General features: G+C 64.0%; 19 protein-coding genes. 9 read left to right on the forward strand and 10 right to left on the reverse strand.

Annotated features, from left to right (window positions below; all coding sequences use genetic code 11):
- Positions 1 to 96: 96 nt before the first annotated feature.
- The 4 genes from purH to htpX all read right to left on the reverse strand — a co-directional run bounded on the left by purH (position 97) and on the right by htpX (position 6082).
- Positions 97 to 1713, reverse strand: a complete 1617-nt coding sequence (gene purH / locus IQ26_RS28640) for a bifunctional phosphoribosylaminoimidazolecarboxamide formyltransferase/IMP cyclohydrolase (protein ID WP_145721713.1) — start codon at positions 1711 to 1713, stop codon at positions 97 to 99.
- Between the two features lie 90 nt (positions 1714 to 1803).
- Positions 1804 to 3528: a heparinase II/III family protein gene (locus IQ26_RS28645; RefSeq protein WP_145721714.1), complete on the reverse strand. Its 1725-nt coding sequence runs from the start codon at positions 3526 to 3528 to the stop codon at positions 1804 to 1806.
- Between the two features lie 140 nt (positions 3529 to 3668).
- On the reverse strand, positions 3669 to 5063 hold the full coding sequence (locus tag IQ26_RS28650) for an RsmB/NOP family class I SAM-dependent RNA methyltransferase (protein ID WP_162458098.1): 1395 nt from the start codon (positions 5061 to 5063) through the stop codon (positions 3669 to 3671).
- A complete protein-coding gene (htpX, locus tag IQ26_RS28655; RefSeq protein ID WP_145721716.1) occupies positions 5054 to 6082 on the reverse strand; it encodes a zinc metalloprotease HtpX in 1029 nt (342 codons plus the stop codon). Before htpX ends, IQ26_RS28650 begins: the two co-directional genes overlap by 10 nt.
- A gap of 140 nt (positions 6083 to 6222) precedes the next feature.
- On the opposite strand from htpX, the gene IQ26_RS28660 reads away from it, so the two are divergent.
- Positions 6223 to 6462 carry a DUF1674 domain-containing protein gene (locus IQ26_RS28660; protein WP_145721717.1) on the forward strand — a complete coding sequence of 80 codons (240 nt, stop codon included), beginning with the start codon at positions 6223 to 6225 and terminating at the stop codon, positions 6460 to 6462.
- On the opposite strand, the gene IQ26_RS28665 is transcribed toward IQ26_RS28660, so the two are convergent.
- Positions 6459 to 7136 (reverse strand): HAD-IA family hydrolase, encoded by a 678-nt coding sequence (locus IQ26_RS28665; RefSeq protein ID WP_145721718.1) that lies wholly within the window; start codon positions 7134 to 7136, stop codon positions 6459 to 6461. The two genes, IQ26_RS28660 and IQ26_RS28665, sit on opposite strands and share 4 nt — an antisense overlap.
- A gap of 173 nt (positions 7137 to 7309) precedes the next feature.
- Here IQ26_RS28665 and IQ26_RS28670 point away from each other — a divergent pair, with 173 nt between their 5' ends.
- From IQ26_RS28670 to IQ26_RS28685, 4 genes are all read left to right on the forward strand, one after another.
- A complete protein-coding gene (locus tag IQ26_RS28670; RefSeq protein ID WP_145721719.1) occupies positions 7310 to 8179 on the forward strand; it encodes a transglutaminase-like domain-containing protein in 870 nt (289 codons plus the stop codon).
- 345 nt (positions 8180 to 8524) lie between these two features.
- The gene (locus IQ26_RS28675; protein ID WP_145721720.1) at positions 8525 to 9886 is read left to right on the forward strand and encodes a pilus assembly protein TadG-related protein; all 1362 of its coding nucleotides are present in this window, start codon (positions 8525 to 8527) and stop codon (positions 9884 to 9886) included.
- Between the two features lie 393 nt (positions 9887 to 10279).
- Positions 10280 to 11548: an SAM-dependent methyltransferase gene (locus IQ26_RS28680; protein WP_145721721.1), complete on the forward strand. Its 1269-nt coding sequence runs from the start codon at positions 10280 to 10282 to the stop codon at positions 11546 to 11548.
- Between the two features lie 391 nt (positions 11549 to 11939).
- Positions 11940 to 13331, forward strand: coding sequence for an FAD-binding oxidoreductase (locus IQ26_RS28685; protein WP_145721722.1), 1392 nt, complete (start codon positions 11940 to 11942; stop codon positions 13329 to 13331).
- A gap of 222 nt (positions 13332 to 13553) precedes the next feature.
- Here the strand turns inward: IQ26_RS28685 and IQ26_RS28690 are convergent, their stop codons facing one another.
- Both IQ26_RS28690 and acs read right to left on the reverse strand, forming a co-directional pair.
- Positions 13554 to 14294, reverse strand: coding sequence for an MOSC domain-containing protein (locus tag IQ26_RS28690; RefSeq protein WP_145721723.1), 741 nt, complete (start codon positions 14292 to 14294; stop codon positions 13554 to 13556).
- Positions 14295 to 14302: 8 nt separating this feature from the next.
- Complete coding sequence (acs, locus tag IQ26_RS28695) at positions 14303 to 16258, reverse strand: acetate--CoA ligase (protein ID WP_145721724.1); 1956 nt, start codon at positions 16256 to 16258, stop codon at positions 14303 to 14305.
- Positions 16259 to 16561: 303 nt separating this feature from the next.
- On the opposite strand from acs, the gene IQ26_RS28700 reads away from it, so the two are divergent.
- Positions 16562 to 16834, forward strand: a complete 273-nt coding sequence (locus IQ26_RS28700) for an usg protein (protein WP_145721725.1) — start codon at positions 16562 to 16564, stop codon at positions 16832 to 16834.
- 204 nt (positions 16835 to 17038) lie between these two features.
- Here IQ26_RS28700 and IQ26_RS28705 read toward each other — a convergent pair whose 3' ends face one another.
- Entirely contained in the window at positions 17039 to 18073 is a 1035-nt protein-coding gene (locus tag IQ26_RS28705; protein WP_145721726.1) for an aldo/keto reductase, read from the reverse strand.
- A gap of 40 nt (positions 18074 to 18113) precedes the next feature.
- On the reverse strand, positions 18114 to 19292 hold the full coding sequence (locus IQ26_RS28710) for an MFS transporter (RefSeq protein ID WP_145721727.1): 1179 nt from the start codon (positions 19290 to 19292) through the stop codon (positions 18114 to 18116).
- A gap of 139 nt (positions 19293 to 19431) precedes the next feature.
- On the opposite strand from IQ26_RS28710, the gene IQ26_RS28715 reads away from it, so the two are divergent.
- Positions 19432 to 20340, forward strand: coding sequence for a LysR family transcriptional regulator (locus tag IQ26_RS28715; protein WP_145721728.1), 909 nt, complete (start codon positions 19432 to 19434; stop codon positions 20338 to 20340).
- A 35-nt stretch (positions 20341 to 20375) separates the two neighbouring features.
- Here IQ26_RS28715 and IQ26_RS28720 read toward each other — a convergent pair whose 3' ends face one another.
- Positions 20376 to 21038: a YggS family pyridoxal phosphate-dependent enzyme gene (locus tag IQ26_RS28720; RefSeq protein ID WP_145721729.1), complete on the reverse strand. Its 663-nt coding sequence runs from the start codon at positions 21036 to 21038 to the stop codon at positions 20376 to 20378.
- Between the two features lie 147 nt (positions 21039 to 21185).
- On the opposite strand from IQ26_RS28720, the gene leuS reads away from it, so the two are divergent.
- The gene (leuS, locus tag IQ26_RS28725) at positions 21186 to 23825 is read left to right on the forward strand and encodes a leucine--tRNA ligase (RefSeq protein ID WP_145721730.1); all 2640 of its coding nucleotides are present in this window, start codon (positions 21186 to 21188) and stop codon (positions 23823 to 23825) included.
- On the forward strand, positions 23812 to 24399 hold the full coding sequence (locus IQ26_RS28730; protein WP_145721731.1) for an LPS assembly lipoprotein LptE: 588 nt from the start codon (positions 23812 to 23814) through the stop codon (positions 24397 to 24399). The genes leuS and IQ26_RS28730 overlap by 14 nt, the downstream gene beginning before the upstream one ends.
- The last annotated feature ends 64 nt before the right edge of the window (positions 24400 to 24463 follow it).

A 24463-nucleotide genomic window follows, 5' to 3' on the forward strand; every position in this document is an offset into this window, starting at 1 on the left:
GCGAAGCGAAGCGGGTGGAGGCGCGGCGCTGCCCCTCCGTCTCACTTGCTTCGCAAAGATCGTTCGCCGACCCTCCCCACAAGGGAGGTAAGGCGCTCAATGCCTGAAGTGCCTCACGCCCGTAAACACCATGGCGATGCCGTGAGCGTCGGCGGCGGCAATGACGTCGTCGTCGCGCATCGAGCCGCCCGGCTGGATGACGGCGGTTGCGCCGGCTTCGATCGCCGACAGCAGCCCGTCGGCGAACGGGAAGAAGGCATCCGAGGCGACGACGGACCCCTTGGTCAGCGGCTCGGCCAGGCCGGCGGCTTCGGCTGCGTCGAGCGCCTTGCGCGCGGCGATGCGCGAGGAATCGACCCGGCTCATCTGGCCGGCGCCGATGCCGACGGTGGCGCCATCTCTGACATAGACGATGGCGTTCGACTTGACGTGCTTTGCAACGCGGAAGGCGAATTTGAGATCGGCCATTTCGGCCGGCGTCGGCGCGCGCCTGGTCACCACTTTCAGGTCGAGGTCGTCGACCACCGCATTGTCGCGGCCCTGGACCAGCAACCCGCCGGAAACGGATTTCACGGTAGTGCCGGCCGCGCGCGGATCGGGCAGGCCGCCGGTGACAAGCAAACGCAGATTCTTCTTGGCGGCGACGATGCGGGTCGCGTCTTCCGAGGCATCCGGCGCGATGATGACCTCGGTGAAGGTTTTGACGATCTCTTCGGCGGCCTCCGCATCGAGAATACGGTTCATCGCGACAATGCCGCCGAAGGCCGAGACCGGGTCGCAGGCAAGCGCCTTGGCATAGGCGGCCTTCAGCGAAGCGCCTTCGGCGACACCGCACGGGTTGGCGTGCTTGATGATCGCGACGGCGGCGGAGCGGGCCGGATCGAACTCACCGACCAGCTCGAAGGCGGCGTCGGTGTCGTTGATGTTGTTGTAGGAAAGCTGCTTGCCCTGAAGCTGGCGCGCCGTCGCGACGCCCGGCCGCTTGTCGCCATCGACGTAGAAGCCGGCGCTCTGATGTGGGTTCTCGCCGTAGCGCATCACCTGGTCCAGCCTGCCGCCGAAGGCGCGCCAGGTGGGATGCTCGATCTCCAGCGCTTCGGCGAACCAGCCTGAGATCGCCGCATCATAGGTGGCGGTGCGGGCGAAGGCCTTGGCCGCCAGTTTCCTGCGGAAATCCAGCGAGAGCGAGCCGAAATTCATCTCCAGTGCGTTGAGCACCGAGGCATAGTCCTCGGGGTCGGTGACGATCGCGACGTAGGCATGATTCTTGGCCGAGGCGCGGATCATCGCCGGCCCGCCTATGTCGATGTTCTCGACGATCGAGGCGTATGCGGCGCCGGAGCGGCGGACATCCTCAAAAGGGTAGAGATTGGAAACGACGAGATCAATCGGCTCGATGCCGTGATCGCGCATCGCCGCGGCGTGTTCGGGATCGTCGCGCACGCCAAGCAGCGCGCCATGCACGGACGGATGCAGCGTCTTGACGCGGCCGTCCATGATCTCTGGGAAGCCGGTAAGGTCGGAGACGTCGCGCACGGCCATGCCTGCCTCGGCGATCGCCTTTGCCGTGCCGCCGGTGGAGACCAGCTCGACACCGGCCAAGGCGAGGGCCCGCGCGAGATCGATGAGGCCGGTCTTGTCGAAAACAGAGAGCAGCGCGCGACGGACGGGAACGAGGTCGGGCGCGGGAATGTTCTTGGCGGCGACGGCCATGGGCTGGCGGCCTTTCACGGCTGGTTGGAAAGCGTCCGCGCGCCGTAGCACATGAGGCCCGGAAATCAAGCTGCAAGGCCAGCCGCAGTCTCAGCTTTTTTCCGGATGACCGGCGATCACCGTTCGGGTCAGCTGCCAATGGACTTCGGAAACCTCCGATGCCTTGAACGCAAGCACGATCTGACGGCTGCGGCGCGGGCCGCCAAGACCGGCGAAGTAGATGGATTCCTCGACCTCGGGCGCCACCTCGGCGCAAGTGAACACCCAGGTGTCGGCCTGGTCGGCGGTCAGCAGCAGGCGATCGTGCTCGTCCTGGAGCAGGCCTATGTCGGGATGGATGTGAAAGCGCACCGTGACGAAATCGCGGCCGTTGTTGCGGATCGCCGCGCCGCCGGGCCGCTGAAAGCGGTCCCGACCGGCAAGCACGTTGCCGTTGGCCGACAATTTCAGCTCGCGTTCATGCAGCAAGCCGAAGCGCGCGACATAGCCGTCGTGACGAGCCAGAAAACCCTGGCTGCCCTGCTGGTCGGTGCGCTTGCATGGCACCTGCTGCGGACCGCCGACCAACGGCGTACCAAGCAGATCGTTGACACGCAGCGAATGGCTGAAGCGCGCCGACGAGGTGTCGTTGATGGTGGCGGTCGAGTGGGCGGCCGTGGCGCGGGCAAGCGGCCGGAATTCAGCGGCGCCATAGGTGTCGACGCCAGCGTTGACGATATAATGCTGGCGGCCGGAGGACAGCTCGAAGGCCAAGCATCCGGCGTGCGCCGCGTTGGAAACATCGACGGGGGGCGGCGGGCCGGTATCGGCGATCACGGTGACGCCGCCCATGGAGAGGCGCTCATAGCCCGAATGCGGCGCGTGCAGCACCGGTGCACCGGCGGTGTCGTCATGGCGCAGAATGGTGGCGATGCGGTCGTGGATGGTCGCGCCCATGCCGTTGAAGCGGGCTAAGCTGCCGTCCTGGTGGCGGAAGAAGCGCAGCGCCGGCAGCATGCGGTCGATGGCGCCCATCAGCGCTGCTGGCGGCGTTTCGGCTTGATTGGCATAGGTCTGGCGCAGCGGCAGAAGGTCGGCGAGGATTTCGAGAACGGTCATTGGATTGCGGGAAATATGGCCACCATCCGGCAGAATCTGACGGTCGAGCTCCTCGGCGAGGTTGCGGGTCGCACCGCGCAGCGCCGATGCCGGCGCCGGCAGCGACAAGGCGGCGAAGGCGAGCGCGATGCGGGCGCGCAGCCTGTCCTTGCCGTTCGGCATCTCGCGTGCCATCGCCCTGAGATAGCGGATCTGCATGGCAAGCGATTTAAGGAAAGCCCGGTAGAAGGGAAATTCAGCGCCCTGCAGCACCACCGAGGAATGTTGCAGCCAGGCAATGACGCGCTTGGCCGTCGTTCCGGGCTCCCAAGCGACGCCGGAAATGTGGTTGCCGTGCATGGCGATCCAGTCGGAGACCAGCGCGCGGGCATTGGCGGCGGCGAGCTCGGTGCCGGCGGCGCGCATATGACGCAGCCAGCGAAAGCCGTGCAGGGTCTTCTGCCAGCCGGGATTGGGCACGGCGATCTGGAAGGGCGACTTGCCGCCGGTCTCGACCAGATGTCCCGACAGCGGATAGCGGCCATAATAGATTTCGAGCGCGATCTGCGGGTCAGCCAGGCGCAGGTCCGGCGGCGCGATCAAAACGCGTTCCGGCGTGCGGCCGGAATAGCGCCAGCGATAGATCGGCCCGGCACGCAGGCGCCGGCGCGTCTTGCGCCAGAACTCCTTCGCGACAAGCGCCCACAGACGCGTCGTGCTGCCCGCCGCGATCGCCAAAAGCCCTCCTCATCGCCCTCAACTCAAGTGACAAGTTTATGTGATTCAAGAACTTATGCGAAGGCGAATTCAACGGAAGCCCTGGAGTTCAGCCTGTTTTCCGCAGGATTCTCCCTAAAATAGTCGTCAAATTTTCAGCGTCAGCCGGCTCTGCGCATGCGGGCGGCGAAGAAGCCGTCCAGGCCGGACCGTTCCGGTGAGCCAAGTTCGAGATCGGCGGGGGTGGTGCGCAGCGTGCCTTGCGGCGTCAGGAAGGAGTCGATGCCGGCGATCTCGCCTGGGCGGAGCGGATCGTCGACGATATCAGCCGTCCCGGCGAGGAAGGCGCGGTGAAGCGCCTCGCCCTCGAGCGGGTCAAGTGAACAGTTGGAAAAGACGATGCGCCCCCCGGGCCTGACCAGGATGACGGCGCGGGCGAGCAGCCTTGCCTGCAGATCGGCGAGCTTTTCGACGTCGGCGGCCGTCTTTGTCCAGGGCACGTCGGGATGCCGCCGCACCGTGCCGGTCGAAGAGCAGGGCGCATCAATGAGAACGGCATCGAACAGCTCCTCCGGCTGGTATTTGAGCAGATCGGCCTGGACGATCTCCGCGGACAGACCGAGGCGTTCGAGATTCCGCGAGAGCCGCGCCAATCGGTTCTTCGAGGTATCGACGGCGGTGACCTCGGCGCCGCCAAGAATTAGCTGGGCGGTCTTGCCGCCGGGGGCGGCACAGAGATCGGCGATGCGCAAACCCTTCATGTCGCCGAAGAGCCGGGCCGGAAGGCTGGCGGCGGCATCCTGAACCCACCAGGCGCCGTCCTCGAAGCCGGGCAGTTCGGTGACGGAGGCGCCGAGTTTTTCCACGCGCACGGTGCCGGTCGGCAGCACGATGCCGCCGAGGCGCTCGGCCCACAACGCCGGATCGGACTTGACCGTGAAGTCGACCGGCGCCTCGTGCCGATGAGCGGCGAGAATTTGCCTGGCCTTGTCAACGCCATAGGTGACTCTCAGCCGGTCGGAAAACCATTTTGGCGCTTCGTCGGTGGCAGCAAGCGCTGCGGTTAGCTCGACCTCTTTGGACCGCGCCAGCGTGCGCAGCACACCGTTGACGAGGCCGGAGAAACGCAGTGTGCGCGGATCGGACTTGGCGTGGGTCACGGCAAGGTCGACGGCGGCGCTGTCGGGAATGTCGAGGAACAGGATCTGTGCCGCCGCCACATGCAGAATATGCGAAAGCACGGTGGCGTTTGGCGGCAGCGGCTTTTCCAGGCGGCGGGCCAGCAGCCCGGCAATGGTCATGCGGAAACGCAGCGCAGTGACCAGTATGGCGCGCACCAGCGCCCGGTCGCGCAGGTCGAGCGCCTTGTATTGCGGATGGCCGTTCTCGTGGTCGGTCAGCCCGTCGAGCGGCGTTCTCGCGTCGATGACGGCGGCAAGCAGCCGTGCCGCCGCCTTGCGCGCGGCAAGGCCGGCAATGGGCTCGCCGGGACTCACGGCATTGTTTTCATGATCGCCTGAAATTCGGTGCCGGCGTTTCGCGCCGCTCACGACCACCGGCCCTTGGGTCCGGTCGGATTGCGGCCCCAGGGATTGGATTTCGGCCGGGCCGGTTCAGCCGGCGGCTGCTCAGGCTGCTGGGCTGCCTTCTCCCACGGGCCCGAAGGTCGCTGCTCGCCGGCCTGCTCTGGCATCGGGGCTTGCGGCCGCGCCGGGGCGGATGTGCCACCGGCCATGTCGCGCGCCATCGCCTGCAAGGCCGCGATGCGGTTGTCGGTGTTCGGGTGGGTGGAAAACAGGCTGTCCATGCGCTCGCCGGAAAGAGGATTGATGATGAAGAGGTGGGCGGTCGCCGGATTGCGCTCTGCATCCGGGTTGCGGATGCGTTCGGCGCCACGGGCGATCTTGTCAAGGGCCGAGGCAAGCCAAAGCGGGTTTCCGGCTATTTCGGCGCCGCGCCGGTCGGCCTCATATTCACGGGTACGGCTGACCGCCATCTGCACGATCATGGCGGCGAAGGGCGCCACGATCATCGCCACCAGCACGCCGACAATGCCGAAGGAACTGTTGCTGTCGCGGTTGCCGCCGAAAAAGAAGGCGAAATTGCCGAGCATCGAGATCGCGCCGGCAAGCGTGGCGACGATCGTCATGGTCAGCGTGTCGCGGTGCTGCACATGGGCGAGCTCGTGCGCCATGACCGCCGCGACTTCTTCATGCGACAGTCGTTGCAACAGTCCGGTGGTGGCGGCGACCGCGGCGTTCTGCGGGTTGCGGCCGGTAGCGAAAGCGTTGGGCTGCGGGTTGTCGATCAGATAGGTTTTCGGCATCGGCAGGCCGGCCCGTTTGGCGAGGCCCTGCACGATGGCGTAATATTCCGGCGCGTTCCTTTCGTCGACCTCGACGGCGCGGTTCATCGACAGCACCATCTTGTCGGCGTTCCAATAGCTGAACAGGTTCATGCCGGCGGCAATCAGCAAGGCGATCACCATGCCGACCGATCCGCCGATCAGATAGCCGACGCCCATGAACAGCGCGGTCATCGCGGCCAAAAGCATGGCGGTCCGAAGTGTGTTCATTGTCTGCTCCGTTTCTGCCAGCGCTGCGTAAAAGGGGTCGATCCTTGTCGGTTCATCGCTATATGATGGGAAACGTGTGGCCCTGTTTCAATCGGGCCCTGTTTCAATTGGGGCCTGTTTCAATCGGCCGGGAATATCGCATGATCGACGAAACCAGCAAAACGGGCGAAACCAGCAAAACAAATGCCGGCCCCGGTCACGACGCGCCGCAAAAGACGCTGACGCCGGCGGCCCGCCGCGCTTTGGCGGAGGCGGAAGCACGGCGCGAACACTATCGCCAGCAGGAAGCCGCGATGCCCCGGGAGATCGGCGGCCGTGGCGGCAAGGAACCCGGCCGCTATGGCGACTGGGAGGTGAAGGGCCTGACCAGCGATTTTTAATCCAGGCAGGCTGTCGCGATGCACTTCGCTTCGAACGCGATCCAGCCGCGATCGTCAACAGCGATGCCGATCGCGTCATAACCGGCGATCGCGGCGTGCGGCGTTTGCAACGGATGCCGGTGCGTGGCGCTGATCACCACGACGGCAGCCCCTGCCGCCTCGGCCGCCGATATGCCGGCGGGCGCATCTTCGAAAACGAGGCAGTCGCGCGCATCGACGCCCAGCCGCTCGGCGGCCAGCCGGAAGCAATCCGGCGCCGGCTTGCCGCGGGAAACATCCTCCGCCGCGACAAGAATGGCGGGAAGCGGGATGCCGGCGGCCGCGATGCGCAGCAGAGCCAGTTCGCGCGGCGCTGAGGTGACGATGGCCCAGCGCTCGGGCGGCAGCGACGCCAGAAACGCCGCGGCGCCGGCGATCGGAAGGATGCCGTCGACGTCGGCCGCCTCGGCCTGCAAAAGCGCATCGGCTTCGCGCATCGGATCGACGCCTGGAAGAGCCAGCCCAGCGATGGTCTCGATCGCCCTCACGCCGTGGATCGTCGGCAGGAATGCGGCAACGTCGAGACCTTGCCGATGTGCCCAATCCGCCCAGACCCTTTCTGCCGCGGCAATCGAATTGACCACCGTGCCGTCCATGTCGAACAGGAAGGCTGCGAATTTTTTGCCTGCGAACATCTGCTATCCTGGGGATCGTTTCGGAGGGATCAAAGCATGTCGACAGACCGTAGCGTCGCGTCGTCTGCATGGGAAGGCGCGAGATCGCCTTTTTGACAATCCCAGGGAACCACGGCCCGCCGTCTCGCGTTGACCAAACTGTCTTCCACAATGACCAAAAGGGGGGAACCGCGATGCTGATTCGGCTCGGCTACGAAATCGCCATCGACTGCGTTGAAGCCACCCCGGTGATTTCGCTGCTCGAGATCCACAAGGACCGGCAGGCCGACATCAAGCGGCAGACGCGCGTGCTGACCTCGCCTTCGGTCCCGACCAGGCTCTATCGCGATCTTTATGGCAACACCTGCCGCCGCTTCACGGCGCCTGGCGGCGGCTTTCGCATTCTTTACGACGCGGTCGTCGAGGACAGCGGCGAGCCCGATGAGGTCAACACGCTGGCCAGGGAAGTGCCGGTGGCGGAGTTGCCGGACGACGTGCTCGGCTATCTGCTCGGCAGCCGCTATTGCGAGACCGATCATCTCAGCGATCTGGCTTGGCAGGTTTTCGGCCCTGTTCCATCCGGCTGGGCGCGGGTGCAGGCGATCGTCGACTATGTCCACAACCGTCTGTCGTTCGGTTACGGCTATGCGCGCCCGACCCGCACGGCGGCGCAGGCGCATGAGGAGCGCGTCGGCGTCTGCCGCGACTTCGCTCATCTGGCGATCACGCTTTGCCGCTGCATGAACATCCCCGCACGCTACGTGAACGGCTATCTCGGCGATATCGGCGTGCCGGTCGACCCGGCACCGATGGATTTTTCGGCGTGGCTGGAAGTGTTCCTCGACGGCAAATGGTACACATTCGACCCCCGCCACAACATGCCAAGGATCGGTCGCGTCGTCATCGCGCGCGGCCGTGACGCCACCGACGTGCCGCTGCTGCACAGTTTCGGCCAGCACCGGCTCGGCCTGTTCAAGGTCTGGACATACGAGCAGGAAAGCAATCTGTTCAACCCGCCCCATCGCGGCGTCGACAGGACCGTCAGCGCGCAGATGCTGGCGTAGAGGCGCCAAGCGCGAACGGCGTGCGTCCGTGTAATGGTCATCCGGGTCTTCCTACGGGTTTGATGCGCCTGATTCGCTTCGGCACAGCGCGCCTGTGCCGGTTCGGGACCGGTTTCTTGTGCTCCATGGCAGACGGCGCGATCATGGTAAGCGCCTCGTAAACGAAACTGCCGCAGCGGCTTCTCGTTTACCGGTTGTTCACCTTGCCGCATTTCGAAACCAAGCAGAAACAAGGGTTTGATGGTGAGCCGCCGGCTTTTGATCCCTTGCCGGCGCCATCCGGCCGGAATCCTGCACTGCGCCTTCACACACGGCCTCGAGGTCGTGGCGAATGGAGGCGGAAGCATGCGGCATTTTGGGGGTCTTGTTCACGCGATTGGTGGCTTTGCCGGGGATCGAAGCGGAAACTTCGCGGTTCTGCTCGGCATGGTCGCGTCGGTTCTGGCGCTGGGCGTCGGCTTTGCCGTCAATGTTTCCCAGCTCTACAACGCCAAGTCGAGCCTGCAAGGCGTGGTCGACGCGGCGGTGACCTCGACGGCGCGCGACCTGACGACCGGCGTCATCAAGGAGGCCGATGCCAACGCATCGCTGCAGGCGTTCCTCAACGCCAACAGCCAAGCAGGCATCCTGAGCGCCGACCAGATCGTCCTCGACAAATTGACCGTCGACAGGACCGCCAACACGGTTCAGGCTGACGTCCATCTCGATGTCGGGTTTTATTTCCCGCTTTTCAGCATGGGCGACATGCAGCGTGTCACGGCATCGACGACGGCACTCTATTCGGACAAGACGATCGAAGTGGCGATGATGCTCGATGTCACAGGGTCGATGGACGGCCAGAAAATCAAGGATCTTAGAACCGCTGCGGCGAACGCGGTCGACAGTTTCCTGGATGGTCAGGACCCCGCCAAGCCCCGAGTGCGAGTCTCCATCGTGCCATACGCCAATTCGGTGAATGCCGGCGCGCTTGCCGCCAGCAGCGTCTATGTCGAAACCTCGACCAGCCAGCGCAAGCAGGCGCCCGGCAATGGCGCCGTACAGTATGTCTCCGGCTTTACGCGTCCGGACAATTGTGCCACCGAGCGCAAGGGGGCCTATCAATATTCGGATGCAGGTCCCGGCGCCAGCATGGTCAATCGCGACTACCTGCTGTCGCCCTTCGCTTGGAAGAAAAACACGGCCACCTGCCCGACTGCCGCGTTGAAGCCGCTGACGGCGGACGCCGCGGCGCTCAAGAACGTCATCAAGAATTTCGTCGCGTCGGGCGGCACTGCGGGCCATATCGGCGTACAGTGGGCTTGGTACATGCTTTCGGAAAACTGGGGCAGCGTGATGAAAGCTTCGGAGCGGCCGGCCAAGATGGATCCAAAGAAGGTCGCCAAAATCGCGATCCTGATGACCGACGGCGAGTTCAACCTATCCTATTTCGACGCGAGCGCCGTCGATGACGTCTACAACGGCACGGGCAAGGAGCCGCCCCGCACGGCGGCCAAGAAACTCTGCGCTGCCATGCGAGACAAGGGCATCGAAATCTTCACCGTTGGCTTCGACCTCAAGGAGACGAATGCCAAGGCGACGCTTCAGGACTGCGCGAGCCCGGACACCGCCAAGATCAAGCACTTTTATCAGGCGGCCAATGGGATTGAGCTCAACCAGGCTTTCCAGGACATAGCGCGCAACATCGAAAGCCTGGCATTGACCAAGTAGAGGGCATTGACCAAATGGGGTCCAGGACAAGGAAAAGGCCGCCGCTTCTTGCGAAGCCGGCGGCCTTCCGTGTTTCCGTCCATGGCGCGGCTCATGGCGGCGACCTCCAGGTCGCCAGCCGCGCATCTCGCGCCTTAACGGGAAGACTGCTTCCCGAAAGTGCAATCCGCTGAGGCCACGTTCTGGAAAACGAAATCACTCGACATCGGATCACCTCCTTTCGATTTGTTGAACACGCCCTCATGATGGGGTGCCGATCCGCAAATGGCAAGGCGGCGCGCTGAAAATCTCGCGCGGCGCCTGCTTGCGGATCGGACTGGGTTGCGACCGGCCCGTCGGACGGGCAAACTCCTGTCGGACCGTGCCAGCATTCGAAGCATGGGAGGAGCGGGCATGGAGGCAGCCGACAGAGCCGCACGGATCGTTCGAACGGTCATCGAAACGCTGAAGCCGGGTTTCGCGGTCAGGCTGTGGACCGGCGAGCGGATCGGGCCCGCCACCGGCCCCGTGCTCACCATCAACGACCAGGACATCGTCTGGCAGGTGATCCGCCGGCCCTCCTTCTCGACGCTGATCGAGATGTGGATTTCCAAGACCATCGACGTGGAAGACGGATCGCTGTTCGATTTCTACGCCCTGCCTTCGCAGGGCAAGCTCCGGACGAAGCTCAAATCGTTGCCGAAGCTGGCGATCCTGCGCGACCTGCCGACCGTGCTGTTTTCGAGAAAACAGATGACGGCGCGGACCGACCTTTCCGGACACAACCCCTTCGTCAGCGGCTCGAACAGGCAGGCGATCCAGCACCACTACGACATTTCGAACGCGTTCTACCGGCTCTTCCTTGATGAGCGCATGGTCTATAGCTGCGGCTATTTCACCGATTTCGCCAACAGCATCGACCAGGCGCAGAAAGACAAGCTCGATCATATCTGCCGCAAGCTCCGGCTGAAGCCCGGCGAAAGGCTGCTCGACATCGGTTGCGGCTGGGGAGCCATGCTCATCCATGCCGCGAAAAACTACGGCGTCGTCGGCCACGGCGTCTCGCTGTCGGAAGCCCAGACCCAGCTCGCCCGCAAGCGCATCCGCGCCGAGGGGCTGGAGGACCGCATCACCATCGAGATAAAGTCCTATGCCGAGCTGTCCGGCTCCTTCGACAAGATATCGTCGATCGGCATGTTCGAGCATCTGGGGCTCGCCAACCACGCCGCCTATTTCTCGGCCATCCACCGCCTGCTCGAACCGGGCGGCATCTATCTGCACCACGCCATCACCCGGCGCGACAAGGGCAGCATGAAGAAGACCTTGCGTAAGGGTCCGGAATTCAAGGCGCTGATCAAATACATCTTTCCCGGCGGCGAGCTCGACACGATCGGCATGACGCTCGGCAATCTCGAGGCGCACGGCTTTCTCGTCTACGACGTCGAGAATTTGCGCGAGCATTACGCCCGCACCTGCCGTCTTTGGGCCGAGCGCCTCCACGCACGCTTCGATGAAGCGATCGCCGAGGTCGGCGAAGCCAAGGCGCGCCTCTGGTTGCTTTATCTCACCGGCTGTTCGATCACGTTCGAACGCGCCTCGGCGCAGATATTCCAGACCGTCGTCACCAAGCGCGCGCGTGGGCCGAGCGGCCTGCCGCCGACGCGGGCAGACCTTTACCGGTAGTTGGTTCAGGTCATGAACTCATAAACGCAACGGCCAAACGGCCAGCCTTGGTTGCTGCGAGAAGCGCTGCGAAGTCTGCTGGGGTCATTGTGGAGAGAGCGTCGCCAGCGGCGTCTCTAGCGTTCGAGGATATCGAACTCCGCATTGGCCCGCTGCTTTTCGAGTAGCAACTCGGCCGACGACAGCCGACTGCAGCCACCGGCCAAAAGCGTGTCGTGAGGCTGCGCGCCAGACACGGTGGCGCGTCTGTGACGGCAACGCTGGCGACTAATGGGTGCCCTGATCTGATCGAGGGTGTTTGGCACATCACAAGCCCGCCCGCTGGTGTTATGCTGCCTTTGCCTCCGAGGCTTGGTCAATGCTGACGTGCGACGAGGCTGAGGAGGAGGACATGGCAGCGACGGAACTTCAAAACCGCAGTGGCGTGCGGATTGGCACCGATCTTATCGATGAGTTCGCCGTCGGGCTGGCTGGACGCTTAATCCGGCCTGCTGATGCCGACTACGACGAGGCGCGCCGGATTTGGAACGCGGCAATCGACCGGCATCCGGGATTGGTTTCACGCTGCCTCGGTGTCGCCGATGTAATCCATGCGGTGAAATTCGCCGCTAGAAACGACCTTCTCGTCGCGGTGCGTGGGGGCGGTCACAATGTCGCCGGGCGGGCACTATGCGACAACGGCATTGTTGTCGACCTCTCCGCCATGCGTGGCGTGCTGGTTGAGCCCAAGACGCGCACCGTGCGGGTGCAGGGCGGCGCGACGCTTGGCGACCTCGACCGCGAGACACATCTGCATGGGCTGGCGGTGCCGGTCGGCGTCGTGTCGAAGACCGGCGTTGCCGGGCTGACACTCGGCGGCGGCGTAGGCTGGCTGGTGCGCAAGCACGGGCTGAGTTGCGACAACGTGATCTCGTTTGAGCTGGTGACGGCGGAGGGACGCCTGCTGACGGCCAGCGCAGAAGAACACCCCGACCTCTTCTGGGCCTTACGCGGCGGAGGCGGCAATTTCGGCATCGTCACCTGCTTCACCTTCCGCGCGCAGCAAATATCCTCGGTGTTCGGCGGCTTGATCGTTCACGGCCGCAACAAGGCCCGCGAGGTGCTGCGCTTCTATCGCGACTTCATGGCCACGGCACCGGAGGAACTGACTGCCTACGCGGCCATGTTGACGACGCCGGACGGCATGCCGGCGGTCGGTATAGTCGCTTGCTGGTGCGGAGACATGGAAGAAGGCGCACGCGTGCTGGCGCCGCTGCGAGCCTTCGGTCCGCCGCTGCTCGACGCCATACAGCCAATGCCCTACCCGTCGATGCAGAAGCTGCTGGACGGGGCATTCCCGGACGGCACCCACAATTACTGGAAGGCGAGCTTCGTTCCGCAACTTACCGATACGGTCATCGACCTGCTTGTTGAGCATGGAAACCGCATGGAGTCGCCTCTCTCGGCCTGTCTCGTGGAGTTCTACGGCGGCGCGCCAGGCAGGGTCAGTCGCGCGGACTCCGCCTTCGCCCAGCGGAACGCGGAATACAATATCGGGATGACTGCGCAGTGGACGGATCCGGCCGAAAGCGAAAGGCATATAGCCTGGGTGCGGGCCATGTACGATGCGTTCGAGCCGCATTCGAGTGGCATGCACCTCCTCAACTTTCAGAGCGAACCCGCGGAGGACGTGATCCGTGCCTCCTTCGGTGATAATTACAGTCGGCTTGCCGAGGTAAAGCGGAAATATGATCCCATGAATTTTTTCAGCCTCAACCAAAACATCTCGGCCGCAGCACACTAGCTGCCCCTCATTAAAAAACCGCGGGAGGTTATCGACGCGTTCCTCCGGATGTCAGTGTGAATTGGCAGCATATGGATACGCCGACGAATTGCCTCGTCGACGGCGGATAGTCCGGTGCGGTGTTTAGCGGCTGCGAGGTCCGGTTCGGGGGGCACCCCTCGATACGCTGGCGAGCGAAAAAGCATCGAATTGAGCGGCATTTTTCAACGCCTTCTTGGGGTCTTAGACCAACCGCATCGTCTCGCCGATTTCGACGCGGGCCGGCCGGTCGACCGTGCAGTAGACGCCGAGATTGTGCGCGTTGTGGCGGACCAGATTGCGCAGGATCGCCGGGTCGTGATCGAAACCGTCCTGGGCGATGATGGTGAAGCCGCATCGGCGGCAGGGCTCGGAGATGGTCAACACCAGGTCGCCGATCGTCAGCTTGCGACCGATCCATCCCGTCTCCGGGAACGATCCCTCGACAGCCGCCATGTCGACGACGATGTTGGGGCGGAAGCGGCGCGGGTCGGCGGCGCCGTCGGGATGCAGCGCCTTCAGGCGCGCCAACGAAGCGGTGGTCAGGAGGTGGACCGGAGCCTTGCGGTAGCGCTCCGCGGTCAGGGAACCGGCGTAGTTCGGCGCGGCATCTTCCCGGCGAAACGGCCGGATCGAGGCCTCGAAGCCGAGAAAGGCAGAAACAGTGCGGTCGCTTTCGACGCCCGGCGCCGTCAGCCACTCGCCGCCGGGAATGGCGATCTCAAGCTCGCGGTCACTGGTCAGCCGTGTACGAATGAGCGGCACCTTGTGCCATTTCGCCTCGCGGTCAGGCCGCGCGATCTCACCGTCGGAGGCATCGACAAGGCCGAACAGGCGGTCGCCATCGATGCTTTCGACACCGACCGAGATCACTTCCAGGCGTTCGCCGGCGAGCGAACTCGCCGGATAGCGCCAAAGCTCGGCGACGGAGCCCAGCGCGGCCATGAACTGCGTCAGCCTCTCTTGTTCTGCCGGTTGGCGACGAGATCGTCGACGACAGCCGGATCGGCCAGCGTCGAGGTATCGCCGAGCGTCGAAAAATCGTCCTCGGCGATCTTGCGCAGGATGCGCCGCATGATCTTGCCCGAGCGGGTTTTCGGCAGGCCCGGCGCGAACTGGATCTTGTCGGGTGTGGCGATGGCGCCGATATCCTTGCGGACATGGGCGACGAGTTCCTTGCGCAACTCCTCGCCCGGCTGCTCGCCGGCCATCAGCGTGACGTAACAGTAGATGCCCTGGCCCTTGATGTCGTGCGGATAGCCGACGACGGCGGCTTCCGAGACTTTCTCGTGCGAAACCAGCGCGGATTCGACCTCGGCCGTGCCCATGCGGTGGCCGGAGACGTTGAGGACGTCGTCGACGCGGCCGGTGATCCAGTAGTAGCCATCGACGTCGCGGCGGCAGCCGTCGCCTGTGAAGTACTTGCCCTTATAGGTGGAAAAATAGGTCTGCACGAAGCGCTCGTGGTCGCCGTAGACGGTGCGCATCTGGCCCGGCCATGAGTCAGTGATACAGAGATTGCCGTCGGTAGCCCCTTCCAGCACCTTGCCGTCGCCGTCGACCAGTTGCGGCTTGACGCCGAAGAAGGGCCGCGTCGCGGAGCCTGCCTTCAGGTCGGTGGCGCCGGGCAGTGGCGTGATGAGGATGCCGCCGGTCTCGGTCTGCCACCAGGTGTCGACGATCGGCACCTTGCTGTTGCCTACGACGTTGAAATACCATTCCCAGGCTTCCGGATTGATCGGCTCGCCGACCGTGCCGAGCACACGCAGCGATTTGCGCGACGTTTTGGCGACATGGGCGTCGCCGGCGCCCATCAGGGCGCGCAACGCCGTCGGCGCGGTGTAGAAGATGTTGACCTTGTGCTTGTCGATGACGTCCCAGAAGCGGGACTGCGACGGATAGTTCGGTACGCCTTCGAACATCAGCGTGGTGGCGCCGTTGGCGAGCGGCCCGTAGACGATATAGCTGTGGCCGGTGACCCAGCCGACATCGGCGGTGCACCAGTAGATATCGCCGTCATGGTAGTCGAAGACATATTGGTGCGTCATCGAGACATAGACGAGATAGCCGGCGGTGGTGTGCAGCACGCCCTTCGGCTTGCCGGTCGAGCCCGACGTGTAGAGGATGAACAGCGGATCCTCGGCCTTCATCTTCTCCGGCTCGCATTCCGCCTTCACCGAAGCGATCTCGTCGTGGTACCAGACGTCGCGCCCGGGAGCCCAGCCAACCTTGCCGCCGGTGCGGCGCACGACCACGACCTTGTTGACCATCACGAAATTCTTCGCGGCGATGTCGATCGCCTTGTCGGTGTTTTCCTTCAAGGGGATGGACTTGCCGCCGCGCAGGCCTTCATCGGCGGTGATGACGAAAGTCGATTCGCAGTCGACGATGCGGCCGGCCAATGCATCCGGCGAAAAGCCGCCAAAGACCACCGAATGGATGGCGCCGATGCGCGTGCAGGCGAGCATCGCGTAGGCCGCTTCAGGGATCATCGGCATGTAGATGGTAACGCGGTCGCCCTTCTTGACGCCGTGTTTCTTCATCACATTGGCGAGCCGGCAGACATGCCCGTGGAGCTCGTTATAGGTGATCTTCTTGTCGTCGTAGGGGTTGTCGCCTTCCCAGATGATGGCGGTCTGGTCGCCACGCTTCTTGAGGTGCCGGTCGATGCAGTTCCAGGAAACGTTGGTCTGACCATCCTCGAACCATTTGATCGAGGCCTTGCCGTTGAAGGATGTGTTCTTGACCTTGCTGTAGGGCTTGAACCAGTCGATGCGCTTGCCGTGCTTGCCCCAGAACTTGTCCGGGTTCTTCACGCTGTCGGCGTACCATTTCAAATAGGTGTCATTGTCGATCAGCGCGTTCTTCTTCCACGCCGGCTGGACGCGATGGACATGAACCTCGGACATTTTTTCACTTTCCTCCCGAACCAGGCCGCCCGGCTTGACCGCCGGCGGCATCACGGCGAAGCGGCCGCGAATTCGCGCGCATTATTAACAGTTCCGCGGTGACGGCAACATTAGACGTTGGATTCGCGCGGCGGGATGCCGCAGACGTTTTCGATGCTGCTGTCAGCACTCAGGCAGGATCGCTGCTAACTGCATGATTTTGCGACGTAAACCCGATCTACACCAGAAAAAATCAATAGACGATTAAGCAAATAGCGCGCACAATTTCAAACTGGGAGGAAGGAGAATCAACTGGGGGCTGCAATGCGCGACCATTCCGAAATGGACCTGATGCTCAAGGGCTATGGCTTGACCACGGCCAAGATCCTTTATCATTTTCCCGATCATCCGCATCTGCTGCAGAGCTTCATCTGGCAGGACTACGACATTGCTCCGAAATTTCCGGTGCTGATAAGGTTCATCGAGTTCTGGCAGACCAGGCTCGACGGCCCGCTGCATTCGGTGAGCTATACGCACCAGAAGCTGATCGCGCCAAATGAATGGCAAAAGGTCGACGGCGAGTTCGTGCTGCATTAGGGCGCCGGCGCAGAAAGTTCTGACGGGCTGCTTGCGTGATGGATCGCATGCCTCGGTGATTGGCGGAAACGTCCATCGCTTCGTCATCCCAGGGTCCCCGCGACGGAGCTTCGCTCCTGCTTCGCCCTGGGATGACGAAGTTGGGGAGGCCTCGGCTAATCCCGAATGTTCATGATGGTCGCCCGAAACGAATGATCGCGCCAATCAGACCGCGGGCGGGCTGAGCCTGGCGAAGGCTTCCTGCCGGCGATACGGAAAATACGGATAGGGCGCGGTGACTTCGCTTGCCGCGTCGAGCTTCTTCATCTGGTCTGATGTCAATGACCAGCCGACGGCGCCGAGGTTCTGACGAAGCTGTTCCTCGTTGCGCGCGCCGATGATGACGGAGGCGACGGTCGGCCGCTGCAGCAGCCAGTTGATGGCGATCTGCGGCACGGTCTTGCCGGTTTCCCCGGCTATCGCGTCGAGCGCATCGACAACCCGGTAGAGTTGATCGTCCTCGACCGGTGGACCGAAGCTTGCCGTGTCGTGCAGCCGGCTCTTTTCCGGCAGCGGCTCGCCGCGGCGGACCTTGCCGGTCAGGCGGCCCCAGCCGAGCGGACTCCACACCAGCGCACCGACACCCTGGTCGAGGCCGAGCGGCATCAACTCCCATTCATAGTCGCGCCCGACTAGCGAGTAGTAGACCTGATGGGCGACGTAGCGCGGATAGCCATGCCTGTCGGCCAGGCCGAGCGACTTCATCACTTGCCAGCCCGAAAAATTGGAGACGCCGACATAACGCAGCTTGCCGGCGCGCAGGAGACTGTCCAGCGTCGACAGCACCTCCTCGATCGGCGTTGCGGCGTCGAAAGCGTGCAGTTGCAGCAGGTCGATGTAATCGGTGCCGAGACGCTTCAGCGCGTCCTCGACGGCCTTGATGAGGCGCGAACGGGACGAGCCAGCATCGTCGGGTCCGTCACCCATCGGCAGTGAGGTCTTGGTCGAGATCAGCACGGCATCGCGGCGGCCCTTGACGGCCGCGCCGAGCACCTCTTCGGAGGCGCCATTCGAATAGACGTCGGCGGTGTCGAACAGGTTGACGCCGGCCTCCAGGCAAATGTCGACCAGCCGCCGTGCCTCCTTCGCATCGCTGTTGCCCCAGGCGCCGAACAGCGGGCCTGAACCGCCGAAGGTTCCGGCGCCGAACGAGAGCGCCGGGACCTTCAAGCCCGAGGCGCCAAGACGTCGATAATCCATCTTTTTTCTCCTGTGATGTCTAAAAGGATTCGTCGGGTTGCTACGAGCAGGCGGTTGCCGGTTCACCGAGCGTCGGGCGATCGAAGCGCAGCGCCAGCGCTGCCACGGCCAATGCCGAGAGTGGCAGCAGCGCAGCGACCCAGGTGATGGCGCCGAGGCCGGGACCGTGGGCGATGACCACGCCGCCGAGCCAGGCGCCGGCGGCATTGCCGAGATTGAAGGCGGCGATGTTGAAGGATGAGGCGAGGCTCTGGCCGGCGCCTTCAGCCTTTTCCAGCACCCACATCTGCAGCGGCGCCACGGTTGCGAAGGCGGCGGCGCCGAGCAGGCCGACAAAGATGACGGCCATCGCCTGGCTATGCAGGGCGAAGGTCATCGTGCCGAGCACCAGCGCCAGCACGACGAGGCTGCCGAGAACCGAAGGCACCAGCCAGCGGTCGGCGAACTTGCCGCCGAGCAGATTGCCGGCAATGAGGCCGCCGCCGAAGACAAGCAGGATCGGCGACACTGCTGCTTCCCCAAAACCGGTGATCTCGGTCAGCAACGGGGCGATATAGGTGAAGACGGCGAAGACGCCGGCATAGCCAAGCACTGTGGTGGCGAAACCGAGCAGGACCGGCGCACGGCCGAGCACGGCGAGATCGCCGCGCAGGTCGCTCTTTTCCTGCGCCGCCTTGCCGCGTGGCACCAAGAGCAGAATGATGGCGAAGGCCGCTATCCCGACCAGGGTCACCGCCCAGAAGGTCGCGCGCCAGCCGAAGGCCTGGCCGAGCCAGGTGCCGAAGGGCACGCCGAGAATGTTGGCGATGGTCAGGCCGGTGAACATCAGGGCAATCGCCGAGGCCTTCTTGTTGGGCGGCACCAGTCCCGTCGCCACCACCGAGCCGACGCCGAAGAAGGTGCCGTGGGCAAAGGCGGTGAGCACGCGGGCACCCATCAGCGTCCAGTAGTCGGGGGCGAGTGCACAGGCGAGGTTGCCCAGCGTGAAGATCGCCATCAGCGCCAGAAGCACGGTCTTGCGCGGCCAGCGGCCGGTGGCGATCGTCAGCAGCGGCGCGCCGATGACGACGCCCAGCGCATAGCCAGAAATCAGCTGGCCGGCGGCCGAGATCGTGACGCCGAGATCGGTGCTGACGTCGAGCAGCAGGCCCATGATGACGAATTCGGTGACACCGATGCCGAAGGCACCGGCGGCGAGGGCATAAAGAGCGAGAGGCATGGTGACCTTCCGGTTCGGTTGATGGCCGTTTTGCGACGGGGCGCCCGTTTCCTGCCGCGCCCCGATCCGGAAGATCGTGTCGCGATGTGCTGTGAACCAGCCTTGCGCTGGGCACATTGTCTGTGAAATAGATTCACGAATGGCGAGACCCGACATCAACCGCTCCGGCGAGATCGAAGTGTTCGTCCGCGTCGTCGAAGCGGGCAGCTTTTCGGCCGCCGCCCGCGCGTTGCGGATGACGCCGTCGGCGGTGAGCAAGCTAATCGCGCGGCTGGAAGCCCGTCTTGGTGCACGGCTGGTCAGCCGTTCGACGCGCAAGCTGCAACTGACACCGGAGGGAGCGGCCTTCTTCGACAGTGGCGTGCGCATCCTGGCCGACATGGCTTCAGCCGAGCGCGAGGCGGCGGCGGGCGCAGCACCCCGCGGCCGGCTGCGCGTCAACAGCTACGTGCCTTTCGGGCAGCACCGGCTGATCCCGCTTTTGCCGCGTTTCCTCGAACGCTATCCGGAAATCGCCATCGATCTGGTTTTGACCGATAGTGTCATCGACCTGATGGAGGAGCGTGCCGATGTCGCCATCCGCGCCGGGCCGCTCGGCGAATCACGGTTGGTGGCGCGCAAGCTCGGGCAAAGTCCGGTGGTCGTCGTCGCCGCGCCATCCTACCTCAGGACGCACGGCATGCCCCGGACGCCGGCCGATCTCGATCATCACAACCGGATGGGCTTCTGCTTCGTGCGCCATCTCGACGGCTGGCCTTTCGTGGGCGCAACCGGCGAGGCCGTAGTCGTCCCGATCACCGGAAATGCGCTGGTCAGCGATGGCGAGGCGATGCGGCTGATGGCACTCTCCGGGACGGGCATCGCCCGGCTGGCGCGCTGGCACGTGGAGCCCGACATCGCCGCCGGGCGGCTGGTGCCGCTGCTGGAGGACTTCAACCCCGGCGACGAGGAGCTTACCCATGCTGTCTATGTCGGGCAGGGCAAGCATTTGCCGGCACGGGTGAGGGCCTTTCTCGATTTTTTGGTCGAGACTGTCCGGTTGGGCTGAACGGGAATCAACAGGCCTGTGGTCGGGCCTGTCCGCTAACGGCTGCCGAAAATCGCCGAGCCGACCCTGACGCTGGTTGCGCCGAAGGCGATCGCCGTCTCGTAATCGCCTGACATGCCCATCGAGAGCTTTTCGAGACCGGCCTCGCGCGCAAGTTTCTCCAGCAGCGCAAAATGCGGGCCGGGATTCTCGTCGGCCGGCGGAATGCACATCAGGCCCTCGATGACGAGGCCATGAACAGTGCGGCAGCGGGCGACGAAGGCGACGGCCTCGCGCGGTTCGATGCCGGCCTTTTGCGGTTCCGAGCCTGTGTTGACCTGAACGTAGAGGCCTGGTGACCGGCCTTGTCTGGCGATTTCCTTGGCGAGTTCGGCCGCGATCTTCTCGCGATCGACCGTCTCGATGACGTCGAACAGCGCGACCGCTTCCTTCGCCTTGTTCGATTGCAGCGGACCGATCAGATGCAGCTCGATGCCGGGGAAGGCTTGCTTCAACGCCGGCCATTTGGCTTGTGCTTCCTGCACGCGGTTTTCGCCGAAGATGCGCTGGCCGGCCTCGATGACCGGGCCGATATCGGCGGCGTCGAACGTCTTCGAGACCGCGACCAGCGTCACAGCGCCGGCTTGCCGCCCCGCCTCGCACTCGGCGGCGGCGATCTTCGCCTTGACCGTGAAAAGCTCTTCGACGGGGCTCGCCATGCCTATATCCTGACTCTGGTTTTAATCACGGGCGGGACGCTGCAGTTGACGGTTCCGGCAATCCATGGTGAACACCGCAACGACATTTCCCTCGGCCGCCGGGCACTGACCGGCGGTTCGCGCATGCTTTTAAGTGAAAAACATCCGATGGCAACCGAACGATACAATCCACGCGCGACAGAGCCCAAATGGCAGAAGGCCTGGGACGCCAAGAAGCTGTTCGAGGCTGACAACGACGACCCGCGTCCGAAATACTACGTGCTGGAGATGTTCCCCTATCCGTCGGGGCGCATCCATATCGGCCATACCCGCAACTACACGATGGGCGACGTGGTGGCGCGCTACAAGCGGGCCAAGGGTTTTAACGTACTGCACCCCATGGGCTGGGACGCGTTCGGCATGCCGGCCGAGAACGCGGCGATGCAGAACAAGGTCCATCCCAAGGACTGGACCTACCAGAATATCGCCGCCATGCGCGAGCAGCTCAAGGTCATGGGCCTGTCGCTTGACTGGGCGCGCGAATTCGCCACCTGCGACGTCGACTACTACCACCGCCAGCAGATGCTGTTCCTCGATTTCGTCGAGAAGGGGCTGGTGGCGCGCAAATCCTCCAAGGTCAACTGGGACCCGGAGGATATGACGGTGCTCGCCAACGAGCAGGTCATCGACGGCCGCGGCTGGCGCTCGGGCGCGCTGGTCGAACAGCGCGAGCTGACGCAGTGGTTCTTCAAGATCACCGACTATGCGCAGGATCTGCTGGATTCGCTCGACCAACTCGACGAATGGCCGGAAAAAGTGAAGCTGATGCAGCAGAACTGGATCGGCCGCTCGGAAGGGCTGCTGATCCGCTGGCCGCTGGCCACCCCAGATCCTGGCAAGATGGTTGCTGGCGAGCATGAGCTGGAGGTCTACACGACACGGCCGGACACCATCTTCGGCGCCTCCTTCATGGCGGTCGCCGCCGACCACCCGCTGGCCAAAAAGGCCGCCGAGGACAATCCGGCGCTGGCAAAGTTCATCGACGAAGTCCATCACATGGGCACTTCGGTGGCAGCACTCGAGACGGCCGAGAAGAAGGGTTTCGATACCGGCATCCGTGTCGCCCATCCGTTCGACGAGACGTGGACGCTGCCCGTCTACGTCGCCAATTTCGTGCTGATGGATTATGGCACCGGCGCCATCTTCGGCTGCCCGTCCGGTGACCAGCGCGACCTCGACTTCGCCAACAGATACGGCCTGCCGGTCATTCCGGTGGTGATGCCGGAAGGCGAGAACCAAGGAAGCTTCCAGATCATCGACGAGGCCTATGCCGGCGACGGCGTGATGATCAATTCGCGCTTCCTCGACGGCATGAAGCCGGATCAGGCTTTCGACGAGGTGGCGAAGCTGCTGGAACAAAAGACCATCGGCAACCGGCCGATGGCCGAGCGCAAGGTGAACTTCCGCCTGCGCGACTGGGGTATTTCGCGCCAGCGCTACTGGGGCTGCCCGATCCCGATGATCCATTGCGAGGATTGCGGCGTGGTGCCGGTGCCGAAGGCGGACCTGCCGGTCAGGCTGCCTGATGACATCGAGTTCGACCGGCCGGGCAATCCGCTCGACCGCCATCCGACATGGCGGCATGTCAAATGCCCGCAATGCGGCAAGGACGCGCGGCGCGAAACCGACACGATGGACACGTTCGTCGATTCCTCCTGGTATTTCGTGCGCTTCACCGCACCATGGGCGAACGATCCGACCGATCCCAAGGCAGCCACTGAATGGCTGCCGGTCGACCAATATATCGGCGGTATCGAGCATGCCATCCTGCATCTGCTCTATTCGCGTTTCTTCACCCGCGCCATGCGCGAGACCGGCCATGTCGATCTCGCCGAGCCGTTCAAGGGCCTTTTCACGCAAGGCATGGTGGTGCACGAGACCTATCGGGTCGGCAGTACCTCGAGCGGCCGCTGGCTTGCGCCCAGCGAGGTGCGGCTGGAGGACGTCGACGGCAAGCGCCGCGCCATCGAAATCGCGACCGGCGAAGAGGCGGTGATCGGTCCGCTCGAAAAAATGTCGAAGTCGAAGAAGAACACGGTGAGCCCGGAAGAGATCACCGACGGCTACGGCGCCGACACCGCGCGCTGGTTCATGCTGTCGGACTCGCCGCCCGAGCGTGACGTCGAATGGACCGACGAAGGTGCGGCCGGCGCGCATCGCTTCATCCAGCGCATCTGGCGCCTGGTGTCGACGGCCGCCGAATCGCTCGCCGGCACCCGGCCGGCGCCGGCAAAGGAGGGCGAGGCGGGCGTCGTTTCCAAGGCTGCGCACAAAGCATTGAAATCGGTCGGCGAGGATATCGAAAAGCTCGCCTTCAACCGCGCCATCGCCCGCATCTACGAGCTCGCCAACGCGCTCGCCACGCCGCTCAACGAGGCGGCTGAAGGCAAGGCCGATCCGGCGCTCGAGGCCGCTTGTCGGCAAGGCGTCGAGATCCTCGTCCATCTGATCGCGCCGGTCATGCCGCATCTGGCGGAAGAATGCTGGCATACGCTCGGTGGCAGCGATCTGGTAGCCGAACGGCCCTGGCCGGCCTATGACCCGTCGCTTGTCGTCGACAGCGAGATCGTGCTGCCGGTCCAGGTCAACGGCAAGAAGCGTGGGGATTTGACAATTTCCCGTGACGCAGACCAAGGTGCGGTCGAAAAAGCGGTTCTGGCCCTCGACTTCGTGCAGAAAGCGCTCGAAGGTAAGGCGCCGCACAAGGTGATCATCGTCCCGCAGAGGATCGTCAATGTCGTTGCCTGATCCGAGGAAGACAGAAGTGACGCATTTGCTGCGCCGTGCAGCGCTCTGCGGCCTGATCGCTTCCGTTGCGCTGGTTTCGGCCTGCACGGTGCGCCCGCTCTATTCGAGCGCGCCGCTGTCCGCCGGCTCGCAAGCCGGGGCTGCCGCCGAGCTCCGATCCATCTCGATCAAGCCGGTCGAGACCCGCTACGCCCAGCAGGTCCGCAACAATCTGATCTTCGCGCTCGGCCAAGGTGCGGGCGAGCCGGGTTCGCCGGCCTATTCGCTCGATCTCGGCGTCACCGAACTTGTCGAGTCCGAGGCATTTGTGCGAACCCAGACCGATGAAAACGAGCCGACGGCGGGCACGGTGACACTGACCGCGTCCTATGCGCTGACCGACGCCAAGACCGGCTCGACCATCGCGACCGGCAGGCGCTCGATAACCTCGTCCTTCGACAAGCCGCGTCAGGAGTTCGCCTCCTACAGGGCGCAGATCGACGCCGAGAACCGCGCGGCGCGCGAACTGGCGGATCTGTTGCGCCTGTCGATCGCCCAGGATCTGGTCAAGCACGGCAAGACAGCGGCAGGATAGCTGCCGCTGCGTACTTTTGAGCGACATGCACTGATTGCATGGCGCAAAAAAAGGCCGGTTGCCC

It is taken from the genome of Mesorhizobium tianshanense, assembly GCF_007830515.1.
GTDB lineage: Bacteria > Pseudomonadota > Alphaproteobacteria > Rhizobiales > Rhizobiaceae > Mesorhizobium > Mesorhizobium tianshanense.